We start from the raw sequence: 24,933 nt of genomic DNA, 5'->3' as shown, positions 1-24,933 counted from the left end.
GGGCGTGATGCAGGAATTCGTCGGGCTGCCCTCGCCCACCGCGGGCCGGGCCGGTGCAGGCGGGCACCCTTGCCAGGGGCTCTACCACCGCGCGGTGGGACGCAAGCCCAAGGTGGCGATGATCGCCACGCACTACCAGATCGACTTCGCCGAACACTATCTCGCCGACTACATCGCCACCCGCGGCATCGGATTCCTGGGCTGGAACACCAGGTTCCGCGGCTTCGAAAGCAGCTTCCTGCTGGACCACGCGCTGGTTGACATCGGCGTGGGGGTGCGTTGGCTGCGCGAGGTGCAGGGCGTGGACTACGTTGTGCTGCTCGGCAATTCGGGCGGCGGTTCGCTGATGGCCGCCTATCAGGCGCAGGCGCTCGAACCGCACGTGACCCCCCTGGAGGGCATGCGTCCTGCGGCCGGGCTCACCGACTTGATCCCCGCCGACGGCTACGTCGCCACGGCCGCCCACCCCGGCCGCCCCGACGTCCTGACGGCATGGATGGACGCCGCCGTCGTCGACGAGAACGACCCGGTCGCCACCGATGCCGACCTCGACATGTTCGACGAGCGCAACGGCCCGCCCTACTCGCCCGAGTTCATCGCTCGCTACCGCGACGCCCAGATCGCTCGCAACCACGCCATCACCGACTGGGCCGAGCGGGAGCTCAAACGGGTTCGCGCCGTGGGCTTTTCGGACCGCCCCTTCACGGTGATGCGCACCTGGGCCGATCCCCGCATGGTCGATCCCAGCATCGAGCCGACGAAGCGCCAACCGAACCTGTGTTACGCGGGCGTCCCCGCCAAGGCGAACCGGTCCGCACACGGCATCGCCGCCGCCTGCACCCTGCGCAACTGGCTGGGCATGTGGAGCCTGCGGGTGGCGCAAACCCGCGCCGAGCCACACCTGGCACGCATCACCTCCCCGGCCCTGGTGATCAACGCTGACGCGGACACCGGCGTCTTCCCGTCGGACGCCCAGCGCATCTACGACGCGCTCGCCAGCACCGACAAGACGCAGGCCTCGATCGACAGCGACCACTACTTCACCACCCCGGGCGCGCGCAGCGAGCAGGCCGATACCATCGCCAGGTGGATCACCAAGAGGTGGCGCTGAGAGTTCTCGCCCATTTCGTTCCCGGCGAAAAGGTTCTCGACTTCGTTGCGCCAGAATCGGATTGGCTTGACGTGCGATGGTGCGCCGAGGACGACGACGAGGGATTTTACCGAGAGCTGCCGCACGCGGACGTGATCTGGCACGTGCTGCGGCCGCTGTCGGGCGCCGATCTGCGGCGCGGGACCAGGCTGCGGCTGGTGCACAAGCTCGGGGCCGGGGTGAACACGATCGACGTGCCGACGGCGACGGAATGCGGCATCGCGGTCGCCAACATGCCGGGCGCCAACGCACCGTCGGTGGCCGAGGGCGCGGTGCTGCTGATGCTGGCGGCGTTGCGCCGGCTGCCGGGGCTGGACCGTGCGGTCCGCGAGGGCGGGGGCTGGCCGGCGGATCCGGCGCTGGGCGAGACGGTGCGCGACATCGGCGGCTGTACCGTCGGGCTGGTCGGGTACGGCAACATCGCCAAACGGGTGTCCGACATCGTCGCGGCGATGGGGGCGGGCGTGCTGCACACCAGCACCCGCGACGACGGCCGGCCCGGCTGGCGGCCGCTGCCCGACCTGCTGGCCGCCAGCGACATCGTCTCGCTGCACCTGCCGCTGACCGCGCAGACACATCACCTGCTGGACCGCGACGCGCTGGCCCGGATGAGGCCAAATGCGGTGCTGGTCAACACCTCCCGCGGTGCGGTGGTCGACGAGAGCGCCCTGGTCGACGCGCTGCGGGACGGGCGGCTGGCCGCGGCGGGGCTCGACGTTTTCGAGGCGGAGCCGGTGGCCCCCGATAACCCGTTACTGGCGCTGGACAACGTGGTGCTGACGCCGCACGTCACCTGGTACACCGCCGACACCATGCGCCGGTACCTGACGGAGGCCGTCGGGAACTGCCGCCGGCTGCGCGACGGGCAACCGCTGGCCCATGTAGTCAACCAACCGACTGGTTGTTAGCTTGGAAGGCGCTGGCCGAAACGTGAGCCAGCAAAGGCCGAGAAAGGCGACCAATGCCGATCGCAATCACTCCTGAGCATCAAGACCTGGCCGACTCGGTGCGATCCCTGGTGGCGCGGGTCGCGCCTTCCGAGGTGCTGCACAAGGCGATGGAAACACCCCTGGAAAACCTGGTGAATCCCCCGCCGTACTGGCAGGCCGCCGCCGAACAGGGCCTGCAGGGCGTGCATCTCGCGGAATCGGTGGGCGGGCAGGGCTTCGGCATCCTCGAATTGGCCATCGTGCTGGCCGAGTTCGGCTACGGGGCGGTGCCGGGGCCGTTCGTGCCGTCGGCGATCGCCAGCGCGCTGATCTCCGCGCACGACCCCGAGGCCAAGGTGCTCTCCGAGCTGGCGTCGGGCGCGGCGATCGCCGCCTACGCGATGGAGTGCTGTGCGCTGACCGCCACCCGCCAGGGGGACGCACTGGTGATCCGCGGCGAGGTCCGCGCGGTCCCGGGCGCCGCGCAGGCGTCGTTGCTGGTGCTCCCGGTCGCGATCGACAGCGGCGAGGAATGGGTGGTGCTGCGCGCCGAGCAGCTCGAGATCGAGCCGGTGAAAAGCATTGACCCGCTGCGCCCGATCGCGCACGTGCGGGCCAACGCCGTCGAGGTGACCGACGACGTCGTGTTGAGCAACCTGACCATGGCCACCGCGCACGCGCTGATGGTGACGCTGCTGTCGGCCGAGGCCATCGGCGTGGCGCGGTGGGCAACCGACACCGCGTCGCAGTACGCCAAGATCCGCGAGCAGTTCGGTCGGCCGATCGGCCAGTTCCAGGCCATCAAGCACAAGTGCGCGGAGATGATCGCCGACACCGAGCGGGCCACCGCGGCGGCGTGGGATGCCGCCCGCGCGCTGGACGAGGCCCGCGAGAACGGGTGGGACATAGCGTCTTCCAAGGTCGAGTTCGCCGCGGCCGTGGCGGCGACGCTGGCGCCGGCCGCAGCCCAACGCTGCGCGCAGGACTGCATTCAGGTGCACGGCGGGATCGGGTTCACCTGGGAGCACGACACGAACGTCTATTACCGCCGGGCACTGATGTTGGCCGCGTCCTTCGGCCGCAGCTCGGAATACCCGCAACGAGTCGTGGACACCGCGACCACGACGGGAATGCGCGCGGTGGACATCGACCTGGATCCCGACACCGAAAAGCTGCGGGCCGAGATTCGCGCGGAGGTCAGCGCGCTCAAGGAGATGGACCGCGAGCCGCGCAGGGTGGCGATCGCGGAGGGCGGCTGGGTGCTGCCCTACCTGCCCAAGCCGTGGGGCCGGGCGTCCGGCCCGGTGGAGCAGATCATCATCGCCCAGGAGTTCTCCGCCGGGCGGGTCAAGCGGCCGCAGGTCGGCATCGCGGCCTGGATCATCCCGTCGATCGTCGCGTTCGGCACCGAGGAGCAGAAGCAGCGGTTCCTGCCGCCGACGATGCGCGGCGAAATGATCTGGTGCCAGCTGTTTTCCGAGCCGGGCGCCGGATCGGACCTCGCCGGACTGACCACCAAGGCCACCCGGGCCGAGGGCGGCTGGCGCATCACCGGGCAGAAGATCTGGACCACCGCCGCCCAGTACTCGCAGTGGGGCGCGCTGCTGGCGCGGACCGACCCGAGCGCGCCGAAGCACAACGGCATCACCTATTTCCTGCTGGATATGCGCAGCGACGGCGTCACGGTGAAGCCGCTGCGCGAGCTGACCGGCCAGGAATTCTTCAACACCGTCTACATCGACGACGTGTTCGTGCCCGACGAATATGTGCTCGGCGACGTCAACCGGGGTTGGGAGGTCAGCCGCAACACCCTGACGGCGGAGCGGGTGTCGATCGGCAGCAGCGACGCGAACTTCCTTGCGACGCTTCCCGAGTTCGTCGAGTTCGTCCGCGACGGGCAGTTCGATCAGGTGGGCCAGCACCGGGCCGGGCAACTGATCGCGGAGGGTCACGCCGCCAAGGTGCTGAACCTGCGTTCGACGTTGCTGACGCTGGCCGGCGGGGACGCGATGCCCTCCGCCGCGATCTCCAAGCTTTTGTCGATGCGCACCGGTCAGGGGTACGCCGAGTTCGCGGTGTCGTCGTTCGGCACCGACGCCGCGATCGGGGACACCAGCCAGCTGCCGGGCAAGTGGGGCGAGTATCTGCTGGCCAGCCGGGCCACCACCATCTACGGGGGCACCTCGGAGGTCCAGCTCAACATCATCGCCGAACGGCTGCTGGGCCTGCCCCGCGACCCGTAATCACCTCGAACGGGTCATGCCGACCTGACGCACGTCTGTCAGGTCGGCATGACCCGGGTCTTTGCGGCGGCTAGATCACCACCACCAGTTCCACAGCGGCCACCACGGGCGGTAGCCCAGGCCCGGAGGGCCCCAACCGCCGTTGCCCCAACCGGGGTGGCCCCACACGCCGCGGTCCCAGTCGCCGCCGCGCGGACCCCACCAGCGGCCGCGGTCCCAGTCGCCGCCGCGCGGGCCCCACCAACCGCCGCGACCCCAATTGCCGCCGTGGCCCCAGTCGCCGTGACCGTTCCAGCCGCCGTGACCGTTCCAGCCGCCCGGGCCGCCCCAGCCGCCGTGGCCGGACCATCCGCCGTGACCGCCGCCGCCGGGGCCGTTCCAGCCACCGTGGCCGCCGCCGCCCCCGCCGGGCTTGAGCGGGAGGTCCGGACCACCGTGCGGGCCGACCGTGTCGAAGCTGATGCCGGGGCCGGGCTGCGGGGCGGCCTGCGCGATGGGCGCGCCGCCGAACAGCAGCGCCCCCGCCACCGCGCCGGAGCCCACCGCGGCGAGCGCGGCCTTGCGGATCGAACCCAGTGAATTCAACATCTGTGAGCTCCTTACCACGTTGTTGAACAAGAAGCCTGAAACCCAATACGTCAGATAACGAATATCCATATTCTGCGATTCCTACACAAAAAAAGCCAATCGATGTGACCTATATCTAGCGCGGCCGATTAGCGGCCCGGATAATGGTGTCGTACAGATTAATCTTTGCGGATTTACTGGATCAGTATCTGCGGATCACCAATTTCACCTGCTCAAAAGCGGTCTACTGAGATCAGTACCTAAGTGAATGCGAAAGTAATTACTTAAGGAAGTCGCAATTTCATGAAACGGCGTGAATTTGGGCCCGGCTATTTTGCCGCGCGCCGCCGCGACGCGCCGGGTCGGTCCGGCGCGCCGGGCGGGCCGGACGGGGTGATATCAATAGAGGTGCTCGACGAAGCGCATACTGAGAAGCGGATCTACTGACTTGCACCCCAGAGAGGGGTCGCCGCGATGACGATCAACCCCAACCGCAACGAGTCCAGCCCGAACCGGTTCGCCCGTTACGCCGCCAAGCCGCCGCGGCCCGACCAGACCGGCCCGACCCAGCGCCTCAACATGCTCGGGGAGGCCCCCGCCCAGCCGGCGGGCGGCCGGCGAACCCGGCGGACCGTCGACCTGCCGCTGGCCACGCACCGCGCGCTCGACGTCTGGCAGCGCGAGGCCGCCGACCGCATCGGGGTCGCCCGCGTGACCGGGCAAGAGGTGCTCACGGCGCTCGTCGATCAGCTGCTGATCGACCCCAAGCTCTCCGCCCAGATCATCCGCGCCATCCAAGCCCGCAGATGATCCCCCGGCTCCACCGGGAGCTGGTCAGTCGATCTCCATCTCGCGGAGCTCGCGCTTGAGGACCTTGCCCGTGGGGTTGCGCGGCAGCTCGTCGAGGAACACGACTTCGCGGGGCACCTTGTAGCGCGCGAGGTGGTCGCGGACGTAGTGCTTGACGGTGTCCTCGTCCAGGTCGGCGTCTTCCTTCTTGACCACGAACGCGCGCAGCCGGTGGCCCCACTCCTCGTCCTCCACCCCGATGGCGGTGGCCTCCACGACGTCCGGATGTCCGGTGATGAGGTCCTCGACTTCGGCCGGGAAGACGTTCTCGCCGCCGGAGACGATCATCTCGTCGTCGCGCCCGCTGATGTAGAGCAGGTCGTTTTCGTCGAAGTAGCCGACGTCGCCCGAGGACAACAGCCCGTCGATGATCTGCTTCTTGCCCCCGCCGGTGTATCCCTCGAACGGGAAGGCGTTGCCGACGAAGATCCGGCCCACCTCACCCTTCGGCAACTCCTTGCCGTTGTCGTCGAAGATCTTGACCTTGACGCCCTTGACGACCGGCCCGACCGTCGACGAATTGAATTCCAGGTGCTTGGGCTCGGCGATGGTGGCGAAGGCGATCTCGGTCGAGCCGTACATGTTGTAGATCACCGGGCCCAGGTCCTTGAGCGCGCGCTCCGCCAGTTCCGACCCGAGCGCCGAGCCGGACACGAACACGATCTTCAGGCTGGACAGGTCGGGCTTCTCATCCATCTTCTCGAGCGCGTTGAGGATGCGCGACAGCATCACGGGGACGACGACCATGGCCGTCACCTTGTGCTTCTCGATGTCCTCCAGCACCAGCGGCGGCTTGAATTTACGCCGCAGCACCAGGGTCGAGCCGAGGAACATCGCGAGGGTGCCGTGCAGAAAACCCAGCGCGTGGAACATCGGCGCCGGCAGCGAGGTCACCTCGCCGGCCTTGAACGGCACGTGCGACAGGATCCCCCCGATGGGCGCCAGCGTCGGCGGGGTGCTGCGGTTCGCGCCCTTGGGGGTGCCGGTGGTGCCGCTGGTCAGGATGATGATCGACGAGTGCTTGTTCGCCTTCGGGGCGGGCTCGGAGCTGCTGCGCTCGATCAGGTCGGCCAGCGTCTCGTCGTCGCTGCCGGACGGCTCGTCCGCGTCGGGATTGGATCCCAGCGCCCGCAGCTTGCCCAGCTCCGGCTCGGCCTTGCTGACGGCCTTGGTGTATTCGTCGTCGTAGATGATCAGCTTGGCGCCCTCGCGCTCCGACACCTCCTTGATCTGCGGGCCGGAGAACTCGCTGTTGAGCAGGATGATGCGGGCGCCCACCCGGGCGGCGCCGAAGTAGGCGATCAGGAACCAGCGGGTGTTGCGGGCCAGGATCGCGACGCCGTCGCCGCCCTTGACACCCTTCTCGATGAGGCCGTTGGCCACCGCGTGCGTGGCGTCGTCGAGCTCGCGATAGGTGAACTCGCCCTCCTCGTCGATGCAGGCCGCGCGATCCGGATGGCGTCTCGCGTTGAGCGAGGGCAGCATGCCGAACTCGCCCCACTTGTAGATCTCCGCGGCCATCGCCGCGTAGTTCTGCGGCGGCTCGATCCGGAACGCACCCGATTCGAAGATCTTGCGCACGTAGTGCAGTTCGGCCGAGCCCCGCTCGAGGTACTGCTGAATCTTGGAGACAGCCTGGCCGGGCAGGCCGATGAGGTTAGGCATGAATTCCACCCTATGTGACGTAGGTCGCAGTGCCACTAGTTAATACCCCCCGACCTACGATGATGAACATGACCGGCCCGGTGGGAATGGAGGTGGCCGGGCACGAGGTCACCATCACCCACCCCGACAAAGTGGTCTTCGAAAGCCACGGCGGCTCGGGGCCCCACACCAAGCTCGACCTGGTCCGCTATTACCTGTCCGTCGCCGACGGGGCGCTGCGCGGCGTGGCCGGACGCCCCATGATTCTCAAGCGCTTCGTGAAGGGCATCTCGCAAGAGGCCGTGTTCCAGAAGCGGGCGCCGGCAAACCGGCCGGACTACGTCGACGTCGCCGAATTGCACTATGCCCGGGGCACTTCCGCGGCGGAGGCCGTCGTCCGCGACGCCGCCGGGCTGGCGTGGGTGATCAACCTGGGTTGCGTGGACCTCAACCCGCACCCGGTGCTCGCCGGCGACCTCGATCACCCCGACGAACTGCGCGTCGACCTGGACCCGATGCCGGGCGTGGCGTGGCGGCGCATCGTCGACGTCGCATTGGTGGCCCGCGACGTCTTGGAGGACTACGGCCTGACCGCGTGGCCGAAGACGTCGGGGTCCCGGGGCTTTCACATCTACGCCCGGATCGCCCCGCGCTGGGAGTTCCGCCAGGTGCGGCTGGCCGCGCAGACCGTCGCGCGCGAGGTCGAGCGGCGCATTCCCGACGCGGCGACCAGCCGCTGGTGGAAGGAGGAGCGCGAGGGCGTGTTCGTCGACTTCAACCAGAACGCCAAGGACCGCACCGTCGCGTCGGCCTACTCCGTGCGCGCCACCCCGGATGCCCGGGTGTCTACGCCGCTGCACTGGGACGAGGTCGCCGGCTGCGACCCGGCGGCGTTCACCATCGACACGGTGCCCGCCCGGTTCGCCGAGCTGGGCGACCCGTGGGAGGGCATGGACGACGCGGTCGGCGAGCTGGATCGGCTGCTGATGCTGGCCGAGGAGTTGGGGCCGCCCGAGCGCGCGCCGCGGGGATCGGGGAGCCGCACGGAGAGCGGGCGCGTCTCGTCGAAGCCGCTCATCGAGATCGCCCGCACCAAGACCAAAGACGAGGCGATGGCGGCGCTGGACACCTGGCGCGACCGCCATCCCGAAGCGGCCGCGCTGCTGCGGCCGGCCGACGTCCTGGTCGACGGCATGCGCGGGCCGAGTTCGATCTGGTACCGGATCCGGATCAACCTGCAGCACGTGCCGGCCGACCGGCGCCCGCCACAGGAGGAGCTGATCGCCGACTACAGCCCGTGGGTGGGCTACGAAGGGCCGCGCAGGGGATGAGCCGCGCGGCGACGCGGGTCCGAGCGAAGAAAGCGATAATCTCACGCGATGCGACACGGATGGGATCGACGGGGATTCCTGCAGCTCACGGGGGCTGCGGGGATGGCCGCGGCCGCCGGTTCGGCCGGGTTCGCCGGAGTGTTGGCGGCCTGTTCGCGCAAACCGTCGCCGGGTGCCGCCCCGGGTGGGTCGGTGACCGTCACCCACCTGTTCGGTCAGACCGTCATCAAGGAGCCGCCCAAGCGCGTGGTCAGCGCCGGCTATACCGAGCAGGACGACCTGCTGGCCCTGGGCGTGGTCCCGATCGCGGTGACCAACTGGTTCGGCGATCAGCCGTTCGCGGTGTGGCCCTGGGCGCAGCCCAAGCTCGGCGGCGCCCAGCCCGTGGTGTTGAACCTGGACAACGGCATTCCGGTCGACCAGATCGCGGGCCTGAAACCGGACCTGATCGTGGCCATCAACGCCGGCCTGGACGCCGACACCTACCAGAAGCTGTCGGCGATCGCGCCCACCCTCGCGCAGTCGGACGGCGACGCGTTCTTCGAGCCGTGGAAGGAGCAGGCCACCGCCGTCGGCCAGGCGGTGTTCCAGGCCGACAAGATGAAGTCCCTGATCGACGGCGTCGACAAGCAATTCACCGCCGTCGCGCAAAAGAACCAGCAGTGGACGGGCAAGAAGGCGTTGCTCATGCAGGGCACCCTGTGGCAGGGCACGGTGGTGGCGACCCTGGCGGGCTGGCGGACCGATTTCCTGAACCAGATGGGACTCGTCATCGCCGACAGCATCAAGCCGTTCGGCAGCGATCACCGCGCCGTCATCCCCCGCGATCAGATCAAGGCGGTGCTGGATTCCGCCGACGTGGTGATCTGGACAACCGAGAGCCCCGACGACCAGAAGGCGCTGCTGGCCGACCCCGACGTCGCCGGCTCGCTGGCGACCGCGCAGAACCGCCACGTCTTCACCACCAAGGATCTCACCGGCGCGATCGCGTTCGCTTCTCCCCTGAGCTACCCGTTGGTCGCCGATCAACTGCCGCCGCTGATCGCCAAGGTCCTGGGCTGAATCCCGGCTGTTTGAGCGTTCGTTAAGGCACCTCTGGCAGTGCTCGAAAATCCGCCCGCATTCCCTCCCGCCTGCACGGATGCCGGGGTTACCGTTCAGTAATGAGCGTGACGGATATAGGCAGCGGCCTCTCCCAGGAGGTGTCGACCGACCTGGTCGGCAACACCGTGTTCGACTACGGCGACCATGCGCTGATGCTTCAATGCGGCAGCACCGCCGAGGTCTTGGCGTGGGTGGACGCGTTGGCCGCCGCGGCGCTGCCCGGCGTCGTCGACGTCGTCCCCGCCGCCCGCACCGTGCTGGTCAAGCTCGACAGCCCCCGCCGGCAGGGAGTCACCCGGCAGCGGCTGCGCAGGATGCGGGTCACCGCCGATGCCGGCGCACCGGCGGACCGCCGGGCCGACGTGGTGATCGACGTGGTGTACGACGGCCCGGATCTCGCCGAGGTCGCCGACCACACCGGGCTGTCCACCGCGCAGGTGATCGACGCCCACACCGCCACCCCGTGGCGGGTCGGATTCAGCGGCTTCGCACCGGGTTTCGCGTACCTGGTCGACGGCGACGCGCGGCTGCGGGTGCCGCGCCGGGCGGAGCCGCGGACGTCGGTGCCGGCCGGTTCGGTCGGCCTGGCCGGCGAGTTCAGCGCGGTATATCCCCGGCAGTCGCCCGGCGGCTGGCAGCTCATCGGCCACACCGACGCCGTCCTGTGGGACCTCGACCGGCCTAACCCGGCCCTGCTGACCCGGGGCATGTGGGTTCAGTTCCGCGCCGTCTGAGCAAGGAGATAGCCGTGCCGACCTTGGAAATCCTGCGCACCGGACCGTTCGCCGTCGTCCAGGACCTCGGCCGCCCGGGGCTGGCCCACCTCGGCGTCAGCCGGTCCGGGGCCGCCGACCGCCGCGCGCACACGCTCGCCAACCGGCTGGTCGCCAACCCCGACGACCGCGCCACCGTCGAAGTGACCTTCGGCGGCTTTTCCGCCCGCGTCCGCGGCGGCGACGTCGACATCGCGGTGACGGGCGCCGACACCGACCCCACCGTGAACGGAATCAAGTTCGGCACCAACAGCATTCACCACGTCCGCGAGGGGCAGGTGATCTCGCTGGGCGCCCCGCGCGCCGGGCTGCGGACGTACCTGGCGGTGCGCGGCGGGATCTGCGTGGAGCCAGTCCTGGGTTCGCGCAGCTATGACGTGATGTCGGCGATCGGCCCGGCGCCGCTGCACAGCGGCGACCGGCTACCGGTCGGCGAGCACACCGAGGATTACCCCGAGCTGGACCAGGCACCGGTGGCGGCGATCAACGAGCACCTGGTCGAGGTGCAGGTGGTGCCCGGCCCGCGCGACGACTGGTTCACCGATCCCGACGCCCTGGTGCACACGATCTGGATGGCCTCCAACCGCAGCGACCGGGTCGGGATGCGGCTGGAGGGCCGCCCGCTGCAGCACCGCTGGCCCGACCGGCAGCTGCCCAGCGAGGGCGCCACCCGCGGCGCAATCCAGGTGCCGCCCAACGGATTACCGGTGATCCTGGGACCCGATCACCCGGTCACCGGCGGGTACCCGGTGATCGGCGTGGTCACCGACGAGGACGCCGACAAGATCGCGCAGGTGCGACCGGGCCAGTACGTGCGCCTGCACTGGGCGCGGCCTCGGCAAGGCTGGTAGACAAAGAGGGTGCAAACCCGGGTCCACACCGCCCGCCTGGTCCACACCGCCGATCTCGACGTCGAGACCCGTCAGCGCGTCCGCCAGATGGTCACGGCCGCGTTCGCCGGGGATTTCACCGCCGACGACTGGGAGCACTCGCTGGGCGGCATGCACGCCCTGATCTGGCAGCACGGCGCGATCATCGCGCACGCCGCCGTGGTCCAGCGGCGGTTGCTCTACCGCGGCGACGCGCTGCGGTGCGGCTACGTCGAGGGGGTCGCGGTGCGGGAGGACTTCCGCGGCCAGGGGCTGGTGCACGCCCTGATGGACGGCGTCGAGCAGGTGATCCGCGGGGCCTACCGGGTGGGTGCGGTCAGTTCGACCGACGTCGCGCGCGGGATATACGCGGCGCGGGGCTGGGTGCCGTGGCGCGGCCCGACGTCGGTGCTGGCCCCGACCGGCCCGATCCGCACGCCCGACGACGACGGCGCGGTGTTCGTCCTGCCGGTCGAGGTGAGCCTGGACCCCGCAGCCGAGTTGATGTGCGACTGGCGGGCGGGCGACGTTTGGTAGTCAGTGCGGTCGCGCGCGCGGAATGTATTGCAGCTCACAATAAATCCCGCGGCCGCTTCAAATCACGCGCCCGCCGAATTGCCCTCAGCTAGTTACCAGATAACTGGGATTCAACTTTCAGGCGATATCGGTCGAATCGAGTTGACTGGCTCGCGCGCCAAATGTGAGCATCGAAATACACGGCGGCCCAAGCCTGTTCGCGATATCCCGCCGTCGACGAAAGGTGCACATTCGCATGGGCCGTAATCACCGCATCACGGACTGGAATCCGGAGGACGCGGCGGCCTGGGAGGCCGGCGACAAGAACATCGCCCGCCGCAACCTGCTCTGCACGGTCGCGGGTGACCACGTCGCTTTTTCGATCTGGACCCTCTGGCCGGTGATGACACTGTTCATGCCGGCATCCGTCTACGGCTTCTCGGCCGGCGACAAGTTGCTGCTCGGCGCCGTCGCCACCCTGGTGGGCGGCTGTGCGCGCATCCCGTACACGTTGGGCATCGCCACCTTCGGCGGGCGCAACTGGACGGCCTTCTCGGCGTTCGTCCTGTTGATCCCGACGGTCGGCACCATCGTGCTGATGGCCCATCCCGGCCTACCGCTGTGGCCGTATGTGGTGTGCGCGGCGCTGACCGGCCTGGGCGGCGGCAATTACGCGGCGTCGCTGGCCAACGTGAATGCCTTTTACCCGCAGCGCCTCAAGGGCGCGGCGCTGGCGATCAACGCCGGCGTCGGCAACCTCGGGGTTGCCGTCATCCAGCTGATCGGTCTGCTGGTGCTCGCGACCGCCGGCCATGAAGCGCCCTACTGGGTGTGCGCCGTGTACCTCGTGTTGCTGGCGATCGTCGGCGTCGCGGCGGCGCTGTTCATGGACAACCTCGACCACGGGATCGAGGTCGGCACGATGCGTTCGGTCCTGTTCGAGCGCGACACCTATGTGATCTCGCTGCTCTACATCTGCACGTTCGGCTCGTGGATCGGGTTCGCGTTCGCGTTCGGCCAGGTGTTGCAGGTCAACTTCCAGGCGGGCGGCGAAACCGCCAAGCACGCGTCGCTGCACGCCGCGCAGATCGCCTTCGTGGGGCCGTTATTGGGCTCGTTGGCCCGCATCTACGGCGGCCGGCTGGCCGACCGCCTGGGCGGCAGCCGCGTCACCCTGGGCGTGCTGGGCGGCATGATCGTGGGCGCCGGGCTGCTGGTCGCCATCAGCACCGTCGACGGCCGTCCCGGCGGCGGCTCGACGACGATGACCGGCTACGTGATCGGCTTCATCGCGCTGTTCGTCTTGTCGGGCATGGGCAACGGGTCGGTGTTCAAGATGATCCCGTCCATCTTCGAGGCGCGCAGCCGGGGGCTGGACCTTCCCGATGCCGAGCGCCGTCACTGGTCGCGGGCGATGTCGGGATCGCTGATCGGCTTTTGCTCGGCGGTCGGCGCGCTGGGCGGAGTCGGGATCAACCTGGCGCTGCGCGAGTCCTACCTCAACAGCGGCACCGAAACGTCGGCCTACTGGGTGTTTTTGGCGTCCTATGTGGTCGCCGCAACCCTCACCTGGACGCTGTACGTGCGCCGCCCCAGCGCGCCGAAAACCGTCCCCTTAGCAGATCACGCCCGGGTGTGATGGCCGTCGCAACAAGGGCAATGCTGCAGCAATTGCGTGGTAACGCAGCGGAAACGTCACAGGCATACACAGGTCTTATGGCTCAGCCGAGGTCCACGCCGCTGGCCGGCTACCGGGTCGCGGTTACATCATCCCGGCGCGCGGAGGAACTCTGCGCACTGCTGAGCAGGCAGGGCGCGGAGGTCTGCAGCGCGCCCGCGATCAACATGATCGCGCTGCCCGAGGACGACGAATTACAAAGCCACACTGAAGCTTTGATCGCGCAGCCGCCCGACATCCTGGTGGTGCATACCGGCATCGGATTCCGCGGCTGGCTGGCCGCCGCCGAGGGATGGGGGCTGGCCAACCAGCTGATCGCGTCGTTGTCGAAGACCCGGATCGTGTCGCGGGGGCCCAAGGGCACGGGCGCGGTGCGCGCCGCCGGGCTGCACGAGGAGTGGTCTCCTGAGTCCGAATCCTCACAGGAGGTGCTCGAGTATCTGCTCGAGTCGGGTGTGTCCGGGATGCGCATCGCCATCCAGCTGCACGGCGCCGCCGACGCCTGGGACCCGTTCCCGGAGTTCATCGGCGGCCTGCGTTTCGCCGGCGCGGAGGTGGTGCCCATCCGGGTGTACCGGTGGAAGTCGACTCCGCTCGGCGGCGATTTCGATTTGCTGGTGACCGGGATCGCGCGGCGGCAGTTCGACGCGGTCACGTTCACGTCGGCGCCCGCGGCGGCGGCGGTGCTGGAGCGCAGTCGCGACCTGGCCGTCGAGGACCAGGTGCTGGACGCCCTGCGCACCGACGTGCACGCGATGTGCGTCGGCCCAGTGACCTCCAAACCGCTGATCCGCAAAGGTGTCCCGACGTCGTCGCCCGCGCGAATGCGGTTGGGCGCCTTGGCCCGCCACATCGCCGAGGAGCTGCCGCAGCTGGGATCGTCCACCGTGCAGGTCGCCGGCCACACGATCGACATCCGCGGAACGTGCGTGCTGGTGGACGGTGACATCAAGCTGCTGTCGCCGTCGGGGATGTCGGTGCTGCGCGCGCTGGCGCAACGGCCCGGCGACGTCGTCGCGCGGTCCGAACTGTTGCGGGTGCTGCCCGGCAGCAGCAACGATCCGCACGCCGTCGACACGGCCGTCCTCCGGCTGCGAACGGCCTTGGGCGACAAGAACATCATCGCAACGGTGGTCAAGCGGGGCTACCGGCTGGCCATCGACCCGCCGGGCGGCGCGGGATGGAGCTGATCCTGGCCGCGCACGGCACCCGAAGGCCGGGCGGCGTCGCGATGATCGGAGACCTCGCAGCGCAGGTGGGCGCGCTGCTCGACCGCCGGGTGCAGGTCGCGTTCGTCGACGTGTTGGGCCCGACGCCGGGCGAGGTGCTGGCCCGGGCGGCGGCCACCGGCAGCCCCGCCGTCGTGGTCCCGGCCTTCCTGTCGCGCGGATATCACGTGCGCACCGACGTGCCCGCCCACGTGGCCGCCAGCGGGCACCCGAACGTCACCGTCGCGCCCGCGCTGGGCCCGAGTGGGGAGATCGCGCGGATCGTCGCCGACCAGCTGGCGGAATCCGGTTGGCGCCTGGGTGATTCGGTGATCCTCGCGGCGGCCGGCACCACGGACGAGAGGGCGCGCGCCGACCTGCACGTGACCGCGACGACGTTGTCCGCGCTGGTGGGATCGCGGGTGCGGCTGGGATACGCGGCCACCGGCGATCCGTCCGTGGCCGACGCGGTCGCCGCCGCCCGCCGCAGTGGCGCGCGGCGCGTCGTGGTCGCCTCCTACCTACTGGCCGACGGCCTGTTCCAACAGCGCCTGCGGGCCAGCGGCGCCGACGTCGTCACCCAGCCGCTGGGCACCCATCCCGGGCTGGCGCGGCTGATCGCGAACCGGTTCCGCCGCGCGGCACCCGGACTCCCGCGGCGGCGAACCCAAGCCCCCCACGCGCTTTCCAATCGCCCTTGATCTTTGCTCGCAGACCGGCGATCCTGACACCATGCCGCGTCGCGAAGAGCCATCGCGTGGGCTGCTGGACCCGGTGGCGAAGATGCTCCGGTTGCCCTTCGGCACACCGGAGTTCATCGACCGGATCGTCACCGGCGGGGTCAACCAGGTGGGCCGCCGGACGTTGTACATGCTGATCACCACCTGGGACGCCGCCGGCGGCGGCCCCTTTGCGGCCAGCGCGATCGCGTCCACCGGACTGGCCAAGACCGCCGAGATCGTGCAGGGCATGTTCATCGGCCCGGTCTTCGGCCCGTTGCTGAAAATCCTGGGGGCCGACAAGGTCGCGGTGCGGGCGTCGCTGTGCGCCTCCCAGTTGGTGGGCCTCGGCATCATGCGTTACGGCGTGCGCTCCGAACCGCTGCACTCGATGTCGGTGGAGGCATTGGTCGACGCGATCGGCCCGACGATGCAGCGCTACCTCGTCGGCGATATCGGCTAGCGCTATCGAACTAAGCGGCGATCCGCCCGATCTGAATGTCCCCCTCGGGCGTGACCCGCGCGGGGTACACCGGCACTGACACCCGCGGGTCGTCCAGGCAGCAGCCGTCCTCGAGGGCGAAAGCCTGCTTGAGGATGGGTGATTGGACGGTGGGCCGGCCGCCGCGGTCGCCGACGATGCCACGCGAAAGCACCGCCGCGCCGGAGAACGGGTCGACGTTGCCCACCGCGTGCACCGACCCGTCGTCCAGCCGGAACAACGCCGCCTGCGAACCGTCGTCGAGGAGGACGCCCACGCCCCGACCGGGAATCAGGCGGTCGTAGGCGCAGGCGGTCGTCCACACCTGAATGTCTTGCGCGTCGTTGAGAAGTGTCATCGTGTCTCCTTGATTACGACCGAACCCGCGGCATGCCAATGGGCACAGGCACTTTGCGCCCGGCGCGCTCGGTGAACGTCACCGTCGAGTCGACGGCGTCGGGGGCGTTGACGAAGGAGACGAACCGCGACAGCTTGTCCGGGTCCTCCAGAACGCCCTTCCATTCGCACTTGTAGTTCTGCACATGCCGCTCCATTGCGGCCTCGAATTCCTCGGCCAGGCCCAGGGAGTCGTCGCACACGACCTCGCGCACGTGATCCAGGCCGCCGTCCAGCGATTCGACCCAAGGCGCGGTGCGCTGCAGCCGGTCGGCCGTGCGGATGTAGTACATGAGGAACCGGTCGACGTAGCGGACCAGCGTCTCGGTATCCAAATCGCTGGCCAGCAGCTGGGCGTGCTTGGGCGTCATGCCGCCGTTGCCGCCGACGTAGAGGTTCCACCCCTTCTCGGTTGCGATGACGCCGACGTCCTTGCTGCGCGCCTCGGCGCACTCGCGCGCGCAACCGGAGACGCCGAGCTTGATCTTGTGCGGCGCGCGCAGCCCGCGGTAGCGCAGCTCCAGGTCGATGGCCAGCTGCACCGAATCCTGCTGGCCGTAGCGGCACCAGTCGCTGCCCACGCAGCTCTTGACGGTGCGCAACGCCTTGCCGTAGGCGTGCCCGGATTCCATGCCGCCGTCGACCAGCCGCTTCCAAATCTGCGGCAACTGGTCGACGCGGGCGCCGAACAGGTCGATCCGCTGGCCGCCGGTGATCTTGGTGTAAAGCCCGAAGTCCTGCGCGATCTGGCCTATCAGGATCAGGTGCTCCGGCTTGATGTCACCGCCGGGGACCCGCGGGACCACCGAGTAGCTGCCGTTCTTCTGGATGTTGGCCAGGAAGTGGTCGTTGGAATCCTGCAGCGAGGCCTGCTCGCCGTCGAGGATGTGCTCCGAGCCGGTGGACGCCAGGATCGACGCGACCACCGGTTTGCAGATGTCGCAACCCTTTCCGCGGCCGAAGCGCTCCAGCAGGCCGGAGAACGTCCGGATCTCGGTGGCGGTGATGATCTCGAAAAGCTCCGCCCGCGACTGGCTGAAGTGCTCGCACAGCGCCTTGGACTGCTCGACGCCCTCTGCTTCCAGCAGCTGCTTGAGCAGCGGCACACACGACCCGCACGAGGTGCCCGCGGCCGTGCACGACTTGAGGGCGGGCACGTCGGCGCAACCGCCGGCGATCGCGCCCTTCAGATCGCCCTTGCTGACGTTGTTGCACGAGCAGATCTGCGCCGAATCCGGCAGCGCCCCAACGCCCAGACCCGGCGCGCCGCCGGCCTGGGCCGGCGCGATCAGCGCCAACGGGTCGCCCGGCAACTCGCTGCCGACCATCGGCCGCAACACCCCGTACGACGAGGCGTCGCCCACCAGCACCCCGCCCAGCAGGGTCTTGGCGTCGTCGGAGAGCACCAGCTTGGCGTAGGTCCGGTTGACCGCGTCGTTGATGGCGACCTCGAGGCACTTCTCGGTCGCCCCCATCGCGTCGCCGAAGCTGGCGACGTCGACGCCGAGCAGCTTGAGCTTCGTCGACAGGTCCGCTTCGCCGAATTCCGCGGCGCCGCCCAGCAACCGGTCCGCCACCACCTCGGCGGAGGTGTAGCCGGGACCGACCAGTCCGTAGCAGCGGCCGCCGATCGCCGCGACCTCGCCGATCGCGTAGACGTCGGGATCACTTGTCCGGCAGGATAAATCGGTGAGCACGCCGCCCCGCTCGCCGCGCTCCAGTCCGGCGGCCGCCGCCAGCTCGTCGCGCGGCCGGATGCCGGCCGCGAAGATCACCACGCCGGCATCGATCAGCTCGCCGTCGGTCAGGCACACCCGCGCCGACGTCGAGCCGTCCGGATGCGCGACGGCCTCGATCGATTCGGTGCCCGTCCCCAGGTGCACGGCGATGCCGAGTTCGGTGACCATTCTGGCCAGCAGCGCGCCGCCGGCCTCGTCGATCTGCTGGGCCATCAACCGCGGCATCATCTCGACGACGTGGGTCTGCAACCCGAACTGGCGCAGCGCATTAGCGGCCTCCAGCCCCAGCAGGCCGCCGCCGATGACGACCCCGGCGGTGGCGTGGCCGGCCTGCAGCGTGCGCTGGGCGTCGGCGCGGATGGCGTCGAGGTCGTCGAGCGTGCGGTAGACGTGGCACTGCGGCAGGTCGTGACCGGGTACCGGCGGGACGAAGGCGTAGGACCCGGTGGCCAGCACCAGGGCGTCGTAGCTGTACCGTCGACCGTCGGCGGTCACCACGGTCTTTGTGTCGCGGTCGATTTCGGTGACGCGGGCGTCCAGCAGCAGCCGGACCCGGTCGTCGCCGGCGTAGTCGTTACCGGGCAGGGCCAGCAGCTGGCGGTCCCAGCTCTCGGTGTAGGACGTCAGACCGACACGGTCATAGGCCGCGTCGGACTCCTCGGCCAAAACGGTGATGCTCCAACGCCCTTCGGTGTCGCGGGCTCGGAGCGCCTCCACCAGCCGGTGGCCGACCATGCCGTGCCCGACCACAACGACGTGACGCGCAGCACTGTCCGCGCCCCAGGTTTCGGATTGGGCCATGCCATGAGGTTAGGGGCGGCAAATTAACTCGGAATCGCGCAATGTGACACCCGCATGACGGCGTGCTCACACCTCACAACGACGGCTGTGAAGCTGTTCGCTGCCGGCGAACGCCCGAGTGGAACTTTAGCGTGGTCGACTCATGTTTGTAGGAATAGCCGGCCGGCAAAGCGCCGGTCACAGCAAACTCACAAGGAAGCATAAGGAGATCCCCATGAGCAACCTCGCATTGTGGTCGCGACCGGCCTGGGACACCGACCGCTGGTTGCGTGACTTCTTCGGCCCCGCCGCGGCGACGGACTGGTTCAAGCCGGTGAACAGCGGCTTCACCCCGGCCGCCGAGATCGTCAAGGACGGCGATGACGCGGTCGTCCGCCTCGAGCTGCCGGGTGTCGACGTCGAGAAGGATGTCAACGTCGAGGTCGAGAACGGCCAACTGGTCATCCACGGCGAACACCGCGACGAGCACGCGGAGGAGCAGAACGGCCGCACGTTGCGTGAGATTCGTTACGGATCCTTCCGCCGCTCGTTCCAGCTGCCCACGCATGTCACCGGCGAGGCCGTCACCGCCTCCTACGACAACGGCGTGCTGACCGTGCGGGTCGCCGGCGCCTATGCCGGAGCACAGCCGCAGCGCATCGCGATCACCAAGTAGTCCCGCGACAGATCAATCCGGCGGGGCCGCGCCAATTCTGGACGGCCTCGCCGGATTCGCGTGTGAAGCCACGGCTTTGCGTGTGAAGCGTGGGCGGGAAAATCGCCGAATCCCCGCCCTGGCTTCACAGCGAAAGCCCTGGATTCACACTCAGAGCGTCAGGCCCAGCGCGCCAGCAGGTCTTTGGCCCGCGCCGCCAGCGCGGCCTGCAGGAAGGGGCCGAAGCTGACCCGGGCGACGCCGAGCGGGCCGAACGAAGCCGGGTCGTCCTGGTCGGGCAGCGCGATCGCGTTGATCGGCAGCGGTAACTCGGCGGCCAAGCGCCGCAACGTATCCGGGTCGTGGCGGCCCACCGGATAGAGGACGTCGGCGCCCGCGGCGGCGGCCTCGGTCAGCCGCGCCACCGCCCGCTCGACGCGATCGGCGTCGTCGCCGTCGCGCCGCAGGAACAGATCGGTGCGCGCGTTGATCACGACGTGCACCCCGGCCGCGTCGGCGGCCGCGCGCAGCGCCCCCACCAGTTCGGCGTGCTCACCGGCGGAGCGCAGCCGCTTGCCCTCGGAGTGCACGGTGTCCTCGATGTTCAGCCCGACGGCGCCCACGCCCAGCAGGCCCTCGATCAGGCGCGCTGGCGGCTGCCCGTAGCCCGATTCGACGTCGACCGACACCGGGACGTCGACGGCCGCGGTGATCTGGGCGACGCGGGTCAGCACGTCGTCGAAGGACATGCCCTCGTTGTCGGGTTTGCCGATGGAGTCGGCGAGCGGGTGGCTGCCGACGGTCAGCGCGGCGAATCCCGCGTCGGTGGCCAGCCGGGCCGACCACGCGTCCCACACCGTCGGCAGGATCACCGGGTCGCCCGGCCGGTGCAGTTCGAGCAGCGCCGTGGCGCGCTCGGCGGTGGTTCGGCCCGTCATGGTGTCCGACACTAGGCCGCGACGGTCGCTACTATCGAGGGCGTACTGTGATCCGCAACACCGTCTGCGCCCCGAAAGTAGTAGGAGATCCGTTGAGCACCACGACTGAACTCGCCGAACTGCACGACCTCATCGGTGGCCTGCGGCGGTGCGTGAGCTCATTGCGGGCGCGATACGGCGACAGCCCGGCGATGCGCCGCATCGTCATCGACGCCGACCGGATCCTGTCCGACGTCGAACTGCTCGACACCGACGTCGCCGAATTGGATCTCGACCGCGCCACCGTGCAGCAGTCGGGCGAGAAGATCGCCATTCCCGACACCCAGTACGACACCGACTTTTGGCGCGATGTCGACGACGAAGGTGTCGGGGGTCACAACAGGGCCTGACAAACCTCGGACAACTTCAAGCCCCCCGCGAAACAGGGGGTTTGCTCTGTGTACCCTTCGACAGACAGCCCGTTCGAAGAGGAACACTAGATGAGCGCACCCACGGCGAACCGTCCTGCGTCCGGTGTCTTTTCACCCACACGCGCCCGCATCCCGCAGCGGACCCTACGCACCGACCGGTGGTGGTTGTCGCCGTTGCGGATCGACCTGGGCTTCGCGGCATTCCTTATCTACGCGATAGCGCGCGGGTTGCAGAAGGATTACTTCTTCGTCCTCAAATACCATTACCTGACGCCGTTCTACTCGCCGTGCATGAGCAAGGCCTGCGGTGCGGCCAGCGACTTCTGGCCGCAGTTCCTGCCGGACTGGTGGTTCGTGCCGTACGCGGCGGTGTCGCTGCCGTTCCTGCTCTTGTTCCGGCTGACCTGTTACTACTACCGCGGCGCCTACTACCGCACGGTGTGGCAGTCCCCCAGCGCCTGCGCGGTGGCCGAGCCCCGCGTGCACTACACCGGCGAGACCAGGCTTCCGCTGATCATCCAGAACACCCACCGGTACTTCTTCTATATCGCCGCCATCATCTCGGTCATCAACACCTTCGACGCCGTCGTCGCGTTCCATTCCGACAGCGGCCCCGGCGGATTCGGCTTCGGGCTGGGCAATCTCATCCTGGTCGGCAACGTCATCATGCTGTGGATCTACACGCTGTCCTGCCATTCGTGCCGGCACGTGACCGGCGGGCGGCTCAAGCACTTCTCCAAGAACCCTGTGCGGTACTGGATCTGGACGCAGGTCAGCGCGATCAACACCCGGCACAAGTTGTTCGCGTGGATCACGCTCGGCACCCTGATGGTCACCGACTTCTACATCGCGCTGGTGGCCAGCGGCACCATTCCGGACCTGAGATTTGTTGGCTGACAAGCCATTTGACGGTTACAGAGAAAAACTGAGCGAGGTTTCATGGTTGAGGTCGAGCGGCACGCCTACGACGTAGTCGTCATCGGTGCCGGCGGCGCAGGATTGCGTGCGGTCATCGAGGCGCGTGAGCGTGGCCTCAAGGTCGCGGTGGTGTGCAAGTCCCTGTTCGGCAAGGCCCACACGGTGATGGCCGAGGGCGGCTGCGCGGCATCCATGGGCAACACCAATCCCAAAGACAACTGGAAGACCCACTTCGGCGACACGATGCGCGGTGGGAAGTTCCTCAACAACTGGCGGATGGCCGAGCTGCACGCCAAAGAGGCCCCGGACCGCGTCTGGGAGCTGGAAACCTACGGCGCGCTGTTCGACCGCCTCAAGGACGGCAAGATCAGCCAGCGCAACTTCGGCGGGCACACCTACCCGCGGCTGGCGCATGTCGGTGACCGCACCGGCCTGGAGCTGATCCGCACCATGCAGCAGAAGATCGTTTCGCTGCAGCAGGAGGACTACGCCGAACTCGGCGACTACGAGGCGCGCATCCGGGTGTTCGCCGAGTGCACGATCACCGAACTGATCAAGGACGGTGACGCGATCGCCGGGGCGTTCGGCTACTGGCGCGAGAGCGGCAACTTCGTGCTGTTCGAGGCGCCGGCGGTGGTGCTGGCCACCGGCGGGATCGGCAAGTCGTTCAAGGTCACCTCGAACTCCTGGGAGTACACCGGTGACGGGCACGCGCTGGCCCTGCGGGCGGGCGCGTCGCTGATCAACATGGAGTTCGTCCAGTTCCACCCGACCGGCATGGTGTGGCCGCCGAGCGTGAAGGGGATCCTGGTCACTGAGGGCGTGCGCGGTGACGGCGGGGTGCTGAAGAACTCCGACGACAAGCGCTTCATGTTCGACTACATCCCGCCGGTGTTCAAGGGCCAGTACGCCGAAACCGCGCAAGAGGCCGACCAGTGGCTCAAGGACAACGACTCGGCCCGTCGCACGCCGGACCTGCTGCCGCGGGATGAGGTCGCGCGCGCGATCAACTCGGAGGTCAAGGCCGGCCGGGGCACCCCGCACGGCGGGGTGTACCTCGACATCGCGTCCCGGCTGACACCGGACGAGATCAAGCGGCGGCTGCCGTCGATGTACCACCAGTTCAAGGAGCTGGCCGGGGTCGACATCACCAGGGAGCCAATGGAAGTCGGGCCCACCTGCCACTACGTGATGGGCGGCGTGGAGGTCGACGCCGACACCGGCGCGGCCACCGTTCCCGGCCTGTTCGCCGCCGGCGAGTGCTCCGGCGGCATGCACGGCTCCAACCGGCTGGGCGGCAACTCGCTGTCGGACCTGCTGGTGTTCGGCCGGCGCGCCGGCCTGGGCGCCGCCGATTACGTGCGGGCGCTGAGCAGCCGCCCGACGGTCGCCGAGGACGCCGTCGAGACGGCGGCCAAGCGGGCGCTGGCCCCCTTCGAGGGACCGACCAACGGCGCCGCGGCCGAGAACCCCTACACCCTGCAGCTGGAACTGCAGCAGTCGATGAACGACCTGGTGGGCATCATCCGCAAGTCGGAGGAGATCTCCGAGGCCCTGGGCCGGCTCGAGAAACTGCGCGAGCGGTTCAAGAACATCCACGTCGAGGGGCAACGGCGGTACAACCCCGGCTGGAACCTGGCCATCGACCTGCGCAACATGCTGCTCGTCAGCGAATGCGTCGCCAAGGCCGCGCTGGAGCGCACCGAGAGCCGCGGCGGGCACACCCGCGACGACCACCCGTCGATGGACTCGTCCTGGCGCAAGGTGTTGCTGGTCTGCCGCGCCGCCGGGGGCGACGCCGTGATCCCCGACATCAGCATCACGCGCGAGGATCAGGTGCCGATGCGGCCCGATCTGCTGGAGCTCTTCGAGATCTCCGAGCTGGAGAAGTACTACACCGACGGCGAACTGGCCGACCACCCAGGACGGACCCCGAGGACGGAGAGCTGATGACCTACAACGCCACCATGCGGGTGTGGCGCGGCGACGAGGCCGGCGGCGCGCTAGAGGATTTCACGGTTGAGGTCAACGAGGGCGAGGTGGTGCTCGACATCATCCATCGCCTGCAGCAGACCCAAACGCCCGACCTCGCAGTGCGGTGGAACTGCAAGGCCGGCAAGTGCGGGTCCTGCTCGGCGGAGATCAACGGCTACCCCCGCTTGATGTGCATGACGAGGATGTCCACGTTCGCCGAGGACGAGGTCGTCACCGTCACACCGCTGCGCACGTTCCCGGTGATCCGCGACCTGGTCACCGACGTCTCGTTCAACTACGAAAAGGCCCGCGAGATACCGTCTTTCGCGCCGCCCAAGGACCTGCAGCCCGGCGAGTACCGGATGGCGCAGGTCGACGTGCAGCGCTCGCAGGAGTTCCGCAAGTGCATCGAGTGCTTCCTGTGCCAGACCGTCTGCCACGTGGTCCGCGACCACGAGGAGAACAAGAAGGCGTTCGCCGGGCCGCGCTACCTGATGCGCATCGCCGAGCTGGAGATGCACCCCCTGGACACGCTGGACCGGCGCAACCAGGCGCAGGAAGAGCACGGCCTGGGCTACTGCAACATCACCAAGTGCTGCACCGAGGTGTGCCCGGAGAACATCAAGATCACCGACAACGCCCTGATCCCGATGAAAGAGCGCGTCGCCGACCGCAAGTACGACCCCGTGGTCTGGCTGGGTAACAAGCTCTTCCGGCGCTAGGAAGTCATTTTTCGCTAAAAACCCGGCAGGCCGAACAGCAGCCCGGCTGCGCCGCCGGCACCGGGAAGGCCCGAGAGTCCGCCGGCGCCGCGGCCGGGGTTTCCGCCGTTGCCGCCGTCGCCGATCAGCACCGCGTCCCCGCCGTGCCCGCCGTTCCCGCCTTTGGTGCTGAGGGTGGCGCCACCCCCGCCTTCACCGCCGTTTCCGCCGAACCCGATCAGCCCGGCCCGACCCCCGGCCCCGCCGGAGGCGGCGTTCGAGGAGTTGCTCGTGCCGCCGGTGCCCCCGGCCCCGCCGGAGCCGATCAGCCCGCGGCCGTGCCCGCCGGTGCCGCCGACCC

The 24,933-nt window shown here is 68.8% G+C and carries 24 protein-coding genes; 18 read left to right on the top strand and 6 right to left on the bottom strand.

Going from position 1 to position 24,933, the window contains the following annotated elements:
• Nucleotides 1-7 precede the first annotated feature (7 nt).
• From A9X00_RS21790 to A9X00_RS21780, 3 genes are read left to right on the top strand one after another with little or no spacing between them, the layout of a single operon-like run.
• Entirely contained in the window at nucleotides 8-1,111 is a 1,104-nt protein-coding gene (locus A9X00_RS21790; protein ID WP_156772227.1) for an alpha/beta hydrolase, read from the top strand.
• A complete protein-coding gene (locus tag A9X00_RS21785; RefSeq protein WP_369830779.1) occupies nucleotides 1,087-2,058 on the top strand; it encodes a 2-hydroxyacid dehydrogenase in 972 nt (323 codons plus the stop codon). Before A9X00_RS21790 ends, A9X00_RS21785 begins: the two co-directional genes overlap by 25 nt.
• A 53-nt stretch (nucleotides 2,059-2,111) precedes the next feature.
• Nucleotides 2,112-4,322 carry an acyl-CoA dehydrogenase gene (locus tag A9X00_RS21780; protein ID WP_067158280.1) on the top strand — a complete coding sequence of 737 codons (2,211 nt, stop codon included), beginning with the start codon at nucleotides 2,112-2,114 and terminating at the stop codon, nucleotides 4,320-4,322.
• A gap of 75 nt (nucleotides 4,323-4,397) precedes the next feature.
• Here the strand turns inward: A9X00_RS21780 and A9X00_RS21775 are convergent, their stop codons facing one another.
• Complete coding sequence (locus A9X00_RS21775; RefSeq protein ID WP_156772222.1) at nucleotides 4,398-4,910, bottom strand: hypothetical protein; 513 nt, start codon at nucleotides 4,908-4,910, stop codon at nucleotides 4,398-4,400.
• A 459-nt stretch (nucleotides 4,911-5,369) separates the two neighbouring features.
• Here A9X00_RS21775 and A9X00_RS21770 point away from each other — a divergent pair, with 459 nt between their 5' ends.
• The gene (locus A9X00_RS21770) at nucleotides 5,370-5,699 is read left to right on the top strand and encodes an ATPase (RefSeq protein WP_369830781.1); all 330 of its coding nucleotides are present in this window, start codon (nucleotides 5,370-5,372) and stop codon (nucleotides 5,697-5,699) included.
• Nucleotides 5,700-5,723: 24 nt separating this feature from the next.
• Here the strand turns inward: A9X00_RS21770 and fadD2 are convergent, their stop codons facing one another.
• The gene (gene fadD2, locus A9X00_RS21765; RefSeq protein ID WP_067158361.1) at nucleotides 5,724-7,403 is read right to left on the bottom strand and encodes a long-chain-fatty-acid--CoA ligase FadD2; all 1,680 of its coding nucleotides are present in this window, start codon (nucleotides 7,401-7,403) and stop codon (nucleotides 5,724-5,726) included.
• A gap of 59 nt (nucleotides 7,404-7,462) precedes the next feature.
• On the opposite strand from fadD2, the gene A9X00_RS21760 reads away from it, so the two are divergent.
• From A9X00_RS21760 to A9X00_RS21720, 9 genes are all read left to right on the top strand, one after another.
• On the top strand, nucleotides 7,463-8,713 hold the full coding sequence (locus A9X00_RS21760) for a DNA polymerase domain-containing protein (RefSeq protein ID WP_067158276.1): 1,251 nt from the start codon (nucleotides 7,463-7,465) through the stop codon (nucleotides 8,711-8,713).
• Between the two features lie 48 nt (nucleotides 8,714-8,761).
• Complete coding sequence (locus tag A9X00_RS21755) at nucleotides 8,762-9,775, top strand: ABC transporter substrate-binding protein (RefSeq protein ID WP_067158274.1); 1,014 nt, start codon at nucleotides 8,762-8,764, stop codon at nucleotides 9,773-9,775.
• A gap of 101 nt (nucleotides 9,776-9,876) precedes the next feature.
• A complete protein-coding gene (locus A9X00_RS21750) occupies nucleotides 9,877-10,551 on the top strand; it encodes an allophanate hydrolase subunit 1 (protein WP_067158272.1) in 675 nt (224 codons plus the stop codon).
• 14 nt (nucleotides 10,552-10,565) lie between these two features.
• Nucleotides 10,566-11,441, top strand: coding sequence for a 5-oxoprolinase/urea amidolyase family protein (locus A9X00_RS21745; RefSeq protein WP_067158270.1), 876 nt, complete (start codon nucleotides 10,566-10,568; stop codon nucleotides 11,439-11,441).
• 9 nt (nucleotides 11,442-11,450) lie between these two features.
• The gene (locus tag A9X00_RS21740; protein ID WP_067158268.1) at nucleotides 11,451-11,996 is read left to right on the top strand and encodes a GNAT family N-acetyltransferase; all 546 of its coding nucleotides are present in this window, start codon (nucleotides 11,451-11,453) and stop codon (nucleotides 11,994-11,996) included.
• A gap of 235 nt (nucleotides 11,997-12,231) precedes the next feature.
• Nucleotides 12,232-13,614 carry a NarK/NasA family nitrate transporter gene (locus A9X00_RS21735; protein WP_067158266.1) on the top strand — a complete coding sequence of 461 codons (1,383 nt, stop codon included), beginning with the start codon at nucleotides 12,232-12,234 and terminating at the stop codon, nucleotides 13,612-13,614.
• A gap of 77 nt (nucleotides 13,615-13,691) precedes the next feature.
• Nucleotides 13,692-14,843 (top strand): uroporphyrinogen-III synthase, encoded by a 1,152-nt coding sequence (locus tag A9X00_RS21730; RefSeq protein ID WP_067158264.1) that lies wholly within the window; start codon nucleotides 13,692-13,694, stop codon nucleotides 14,841-14,843.
• Entirely contained in the window at nucleotides 14,834-15,562 is a 729-nt protein-coding gene (locus tag A9X00_RS21725) for a sirohydrochlorin chelatase (protein WP_067158262.1), read from the top strand. The genes A9X00_RS21730 and A9X00_RS21725 overlap by 10 nt, the downstream gene beginning before the upstream one ends.
• Before the next feature lie 31 nt (nucleotides 15,563-15,593).
• A complete protein-coding gene (locus A9X00_RS21720; RefSeq protein ID WP_067158260.1) occupies nucleotides 15,594-16,043 on the top strand; it encodes a hypothetical protein in 450 nt (149 codons plus the stop codon).
• Nucleotides 16,044-16,053: 10 nt separating this feature from the next.
• On the opposite strand, the gene nirD is transcribed toward A9X00_RS21720, so the two are convergent.
• Together nirD and nirB are read right to left on the bottom strand one after the other, a co-directional pair.
• Entirely contained in the window at nucleotides 16,054-16,419 is a 366-nt protein-coding gene (gene nirD, locus A9X00_RS21715; protein ID WP_067158258.1) for a nitrite reductase small subunit NirD, read from the bottom strand.
• Between the two features lie 13 nt (nucleotides 16,420-16,432).
• The gene (gene nirB / locus A9X00_RS21710; protein ID WP_082975424.1) at nucleotides 16,433-18,997 is read right to left on the bottom strand and encodes a nitrite reductase large subunit NirB; all 2,565 of its coding nucleotides are present in this window, start codon (nucleotides 18,995-18,997) and stop codon (nucleotides 16,433-16,435) included.
• A 214-nt stretch (nucleotides 18,998-19,211) separates the two neighbouring features.
• On the opposite strand from nirB, the gene A9X00_RS21705 reads away from it, so the two are divergent.
• The gene (locus A9X00_RS21705) at nucleotides 19,212-19,652 is read left to right on the top strand and encodes an Hsp20/alpha crystallin family protein (RefSeq protein WP_067158256.1); all 441 of its coding nucleotides are present in this window, start codon (nucleotides 19,212-19,214) and stop codon (nucleotides 19,650-19,652) included.
• Between the two features lie 158 nt (nucleotides 19,653-19,810).
• On the opposite strand, the gene A9X00_RS21700 is transcribed toward A9X00_RS21705, so the two are convergent.
• A complete protein-coding gene (locus tag A9X00_RS21700) occupies nucleotides 19,811-20,569 on the bottom strand; it encodes an isocitrate lyase/phosphoenolpyruvate mutase family protein (RefSeq protein WP_067158357.1) in 759 nt (252 codons plus the stop codon).
• Nucleotides 20,570-20,661: 92 nt separating this feature from the next.
• Between A9X00_RS21700 and A9X00_RS21695 the strand changes: the two genes are divergently transcribed.
• From A9X00_RS21695 to A9X00_RS21680, 4 genes are all read left to right on the top strand, one after another.
• Nucleotides 20,662-20,958 carry a hypothetical protein gene (locus tag A9X00_RS21695; protein WP_067158254.1) on the top strand — a complete coding sequence of 99 codons (297 nt, stop codon included), beginning with the start codon at nucleotides 20,662-20,664 and terminating at the stop codon, nucleotides 20,956-20,958.
• A 90-nt stretch (nucleotides 20,959-21,048) separates the two neighbouring features.
• Nucleotides 21,049-21,876, top strand: coding sequence for a hypothetical protein (locus A9X00_RS21690; protein WP_067158252.1), 828 nt, complete (start codon nucleotides 21,049-21,051; stop codon nucleotides 21,874-21,876).
• Nucleotides 21,877-21,918: 42 nt separating this feature from the next.
• The gene (locus A9X00_RS21685) at nucleotides 21,919-23,847 is read left to right on the top strand and encodes a fumarate reductase/succinate dehydrogenase flavoprotein subunit (protein ID WP_067158250.1); all 1,929 of its coding nucleotides are present in this window, start codon (nucleotides 21,919-21,921) and stop codon (nucleotides 23,845-23,847) included.
• Nucleotides 23,847-24,593, top strand: a complete 747-nt coding sequence (locus A9X00_RS21680) for a succinate dehydrogenase/fumarate reductase iron-sulfur subunit (protein ID WP_067158248.1) — start codon at nucleotides 23,847-23,849, stop codon at nucleotides 24,591-24,593. The genes A9X00_RS21685 and A9X00_RS21680 overlap by 1 nt, the downstream gene beginning before the upstream one ends.
• Nucleotides 24,594-24,607: 14 nt before the next feature.
• Here the strand turns inward: A9X00_RS21680 and A9X00_RS31460 are convergent.
• Nucleotides 24,608-24,933: PE-PGRS family protein (locus A9X00_RS31460; RefSeq protein WP_067158246.1), on the bottom strand; the 326-nt coding region annotated here is incomplete at its 5' end.

The organism is Mycobacterium sp. 1245805.9 (assembly GCF_001672915.1).
Taxonomy (GTDB): Bacteria; Actinomycetota; Actinomycetes; order Mycobacteriales; family Mycobacteriaceae; genus Mycobacterium.
The sequence above is the reverse complement of the archived record's forward strand: the minus strand, read 5'-3'. Positions and strand labels throughout refer to the sequence as shown.

Excerpts from the sequence above, each read along its gene's own strand:
- A9X00_RS21790 (WP_156772227.1), top strand. The coding sequence starts at position 8 with ATGCAGGAATTCGTCGGGCTGCCCTCGCCCACCGCGGGCCGGGCCGGT.
- A9X00_RS21780 (WP_067158280.1), top strand. The coding sequence starts at position 2,112 with ATGCCGATCGCAATCACTCCTGAGCATCAAGACCTGGCCGACTCGGTG.
- A9X00_RS21775 (WP_156772222.1), bottom strand. The coding sequence starts at position 4,910 with ATGTTGAATTCACTGGGTTCGATCCGCAAGGCCGCGCTCGCCGCGGTG.
- fadD2 (WP_067158361.1), bottom strand. The coding sequence starts at position 7,403 with ATGCCTAACCTCATCGGCCTGCCCGGCCAGGCTGTCTCCAAGATTCAG.
- A9X00_RS21760 (WP_067158276.1), top strand. The coding sequence starts at position 7,463 with ATGATGAACATGACCGGCCCGGTGGGAATGGAGGTGGCCGGGCACGAG.
- A9X00_RS21755 (WP_067158274.1), top strand. The coding sequence starts at position 8,762 with ATGCGACACGGATGGGATCGACGGGGATTCCTGCAGCTCACGGGGGCT.
- A9X00_RS21750 (WP_067158272.1), top strand. The coding sequence starts at position 9,877 with ATGAGCGTGACGGATATAGGCAGCGGCCTCTCCCAGGAGGTGTCGACC.
- A9X00_RS21735 (WP_067158266.1), top strand. The coding sequence starts at position 12,232 with ATGGGCCGTAATCACCGCATCACGGACTGGAATCCGGAGGACGCGGCG.
- A9X00_RS21730 (WP_067158264.1), top strand. The coding sequence starts at position 13,692 with ATGGCTCAGCCGAGGTCCACGCCGCTGGCCGGCTACCGGGTCGCGGTT.
- A9X00_RS21725 (WP_067158262.1), top strand. The coding sequence starts at position 14,834 with ATGGAGCTGATCCTGGCCGCGCACGGCACCCGAAGGCCGGGCGGCGTC.
- A9X00_RS21720 (WP_067158260.1), top strand. The coding sequence starts at position 15,594 with ATGCCGCGTCGCGAAGAGCCATCGCGTGGGCTGCTGGACCCGGTGGCG.
- nirD (WP_067158258.1), bottom strand. The coding sequence starts at position 16,419 with ATGACACTTCTCAACGACGCGCAAGACATTCAGGTGTGGACGACCGCC.
- nirB (WP_082975424.1), bottom strand. The coding sequence starts at position 18,997 with ATGGCCCAATCCGAAACCTGGGGCGCGGACAGTGCTGCGCGTCACGTC.
- A9X00_RS21705 (WP_067158256.1), top strand. The coding sequence starts at position 19,212 with ATGAGCAACCTCGCATTGTGGTCGCGACCGGCCTGGGACACCGACCGC.
- A9X00_RS21700 (WP_067158357.1), bottom strand. The coding sequence starts at position 20,569 with ATGACGGGCCGAACCACCGCCGAGCGCGCCACGGCGCTGCTCGAACTG.
- A9X00_RS21690 (WP_067158252.1), top strand. The coding sequence starts at position 21,049 with ATGAGCGCACCCACGGCGAACCGTCCTGCGTCCGGTGTCTTTTCACCC.
- A9X00_RS21685 (WP_067158250.1), top strand. The coding sequence starts at position 21,919 with ATGGTTGAGGTCGAGCGGCACGCCTACGACGTAGTCGTCATCGGTGCC.
- A9X00_RS21680 (WP_067158248.1), top strand. The coding sequence starts at position 23,847 with ATGACCTACAACGCCACCATGCGGGTGTGGCGCGGCGACGAGGCCGGC.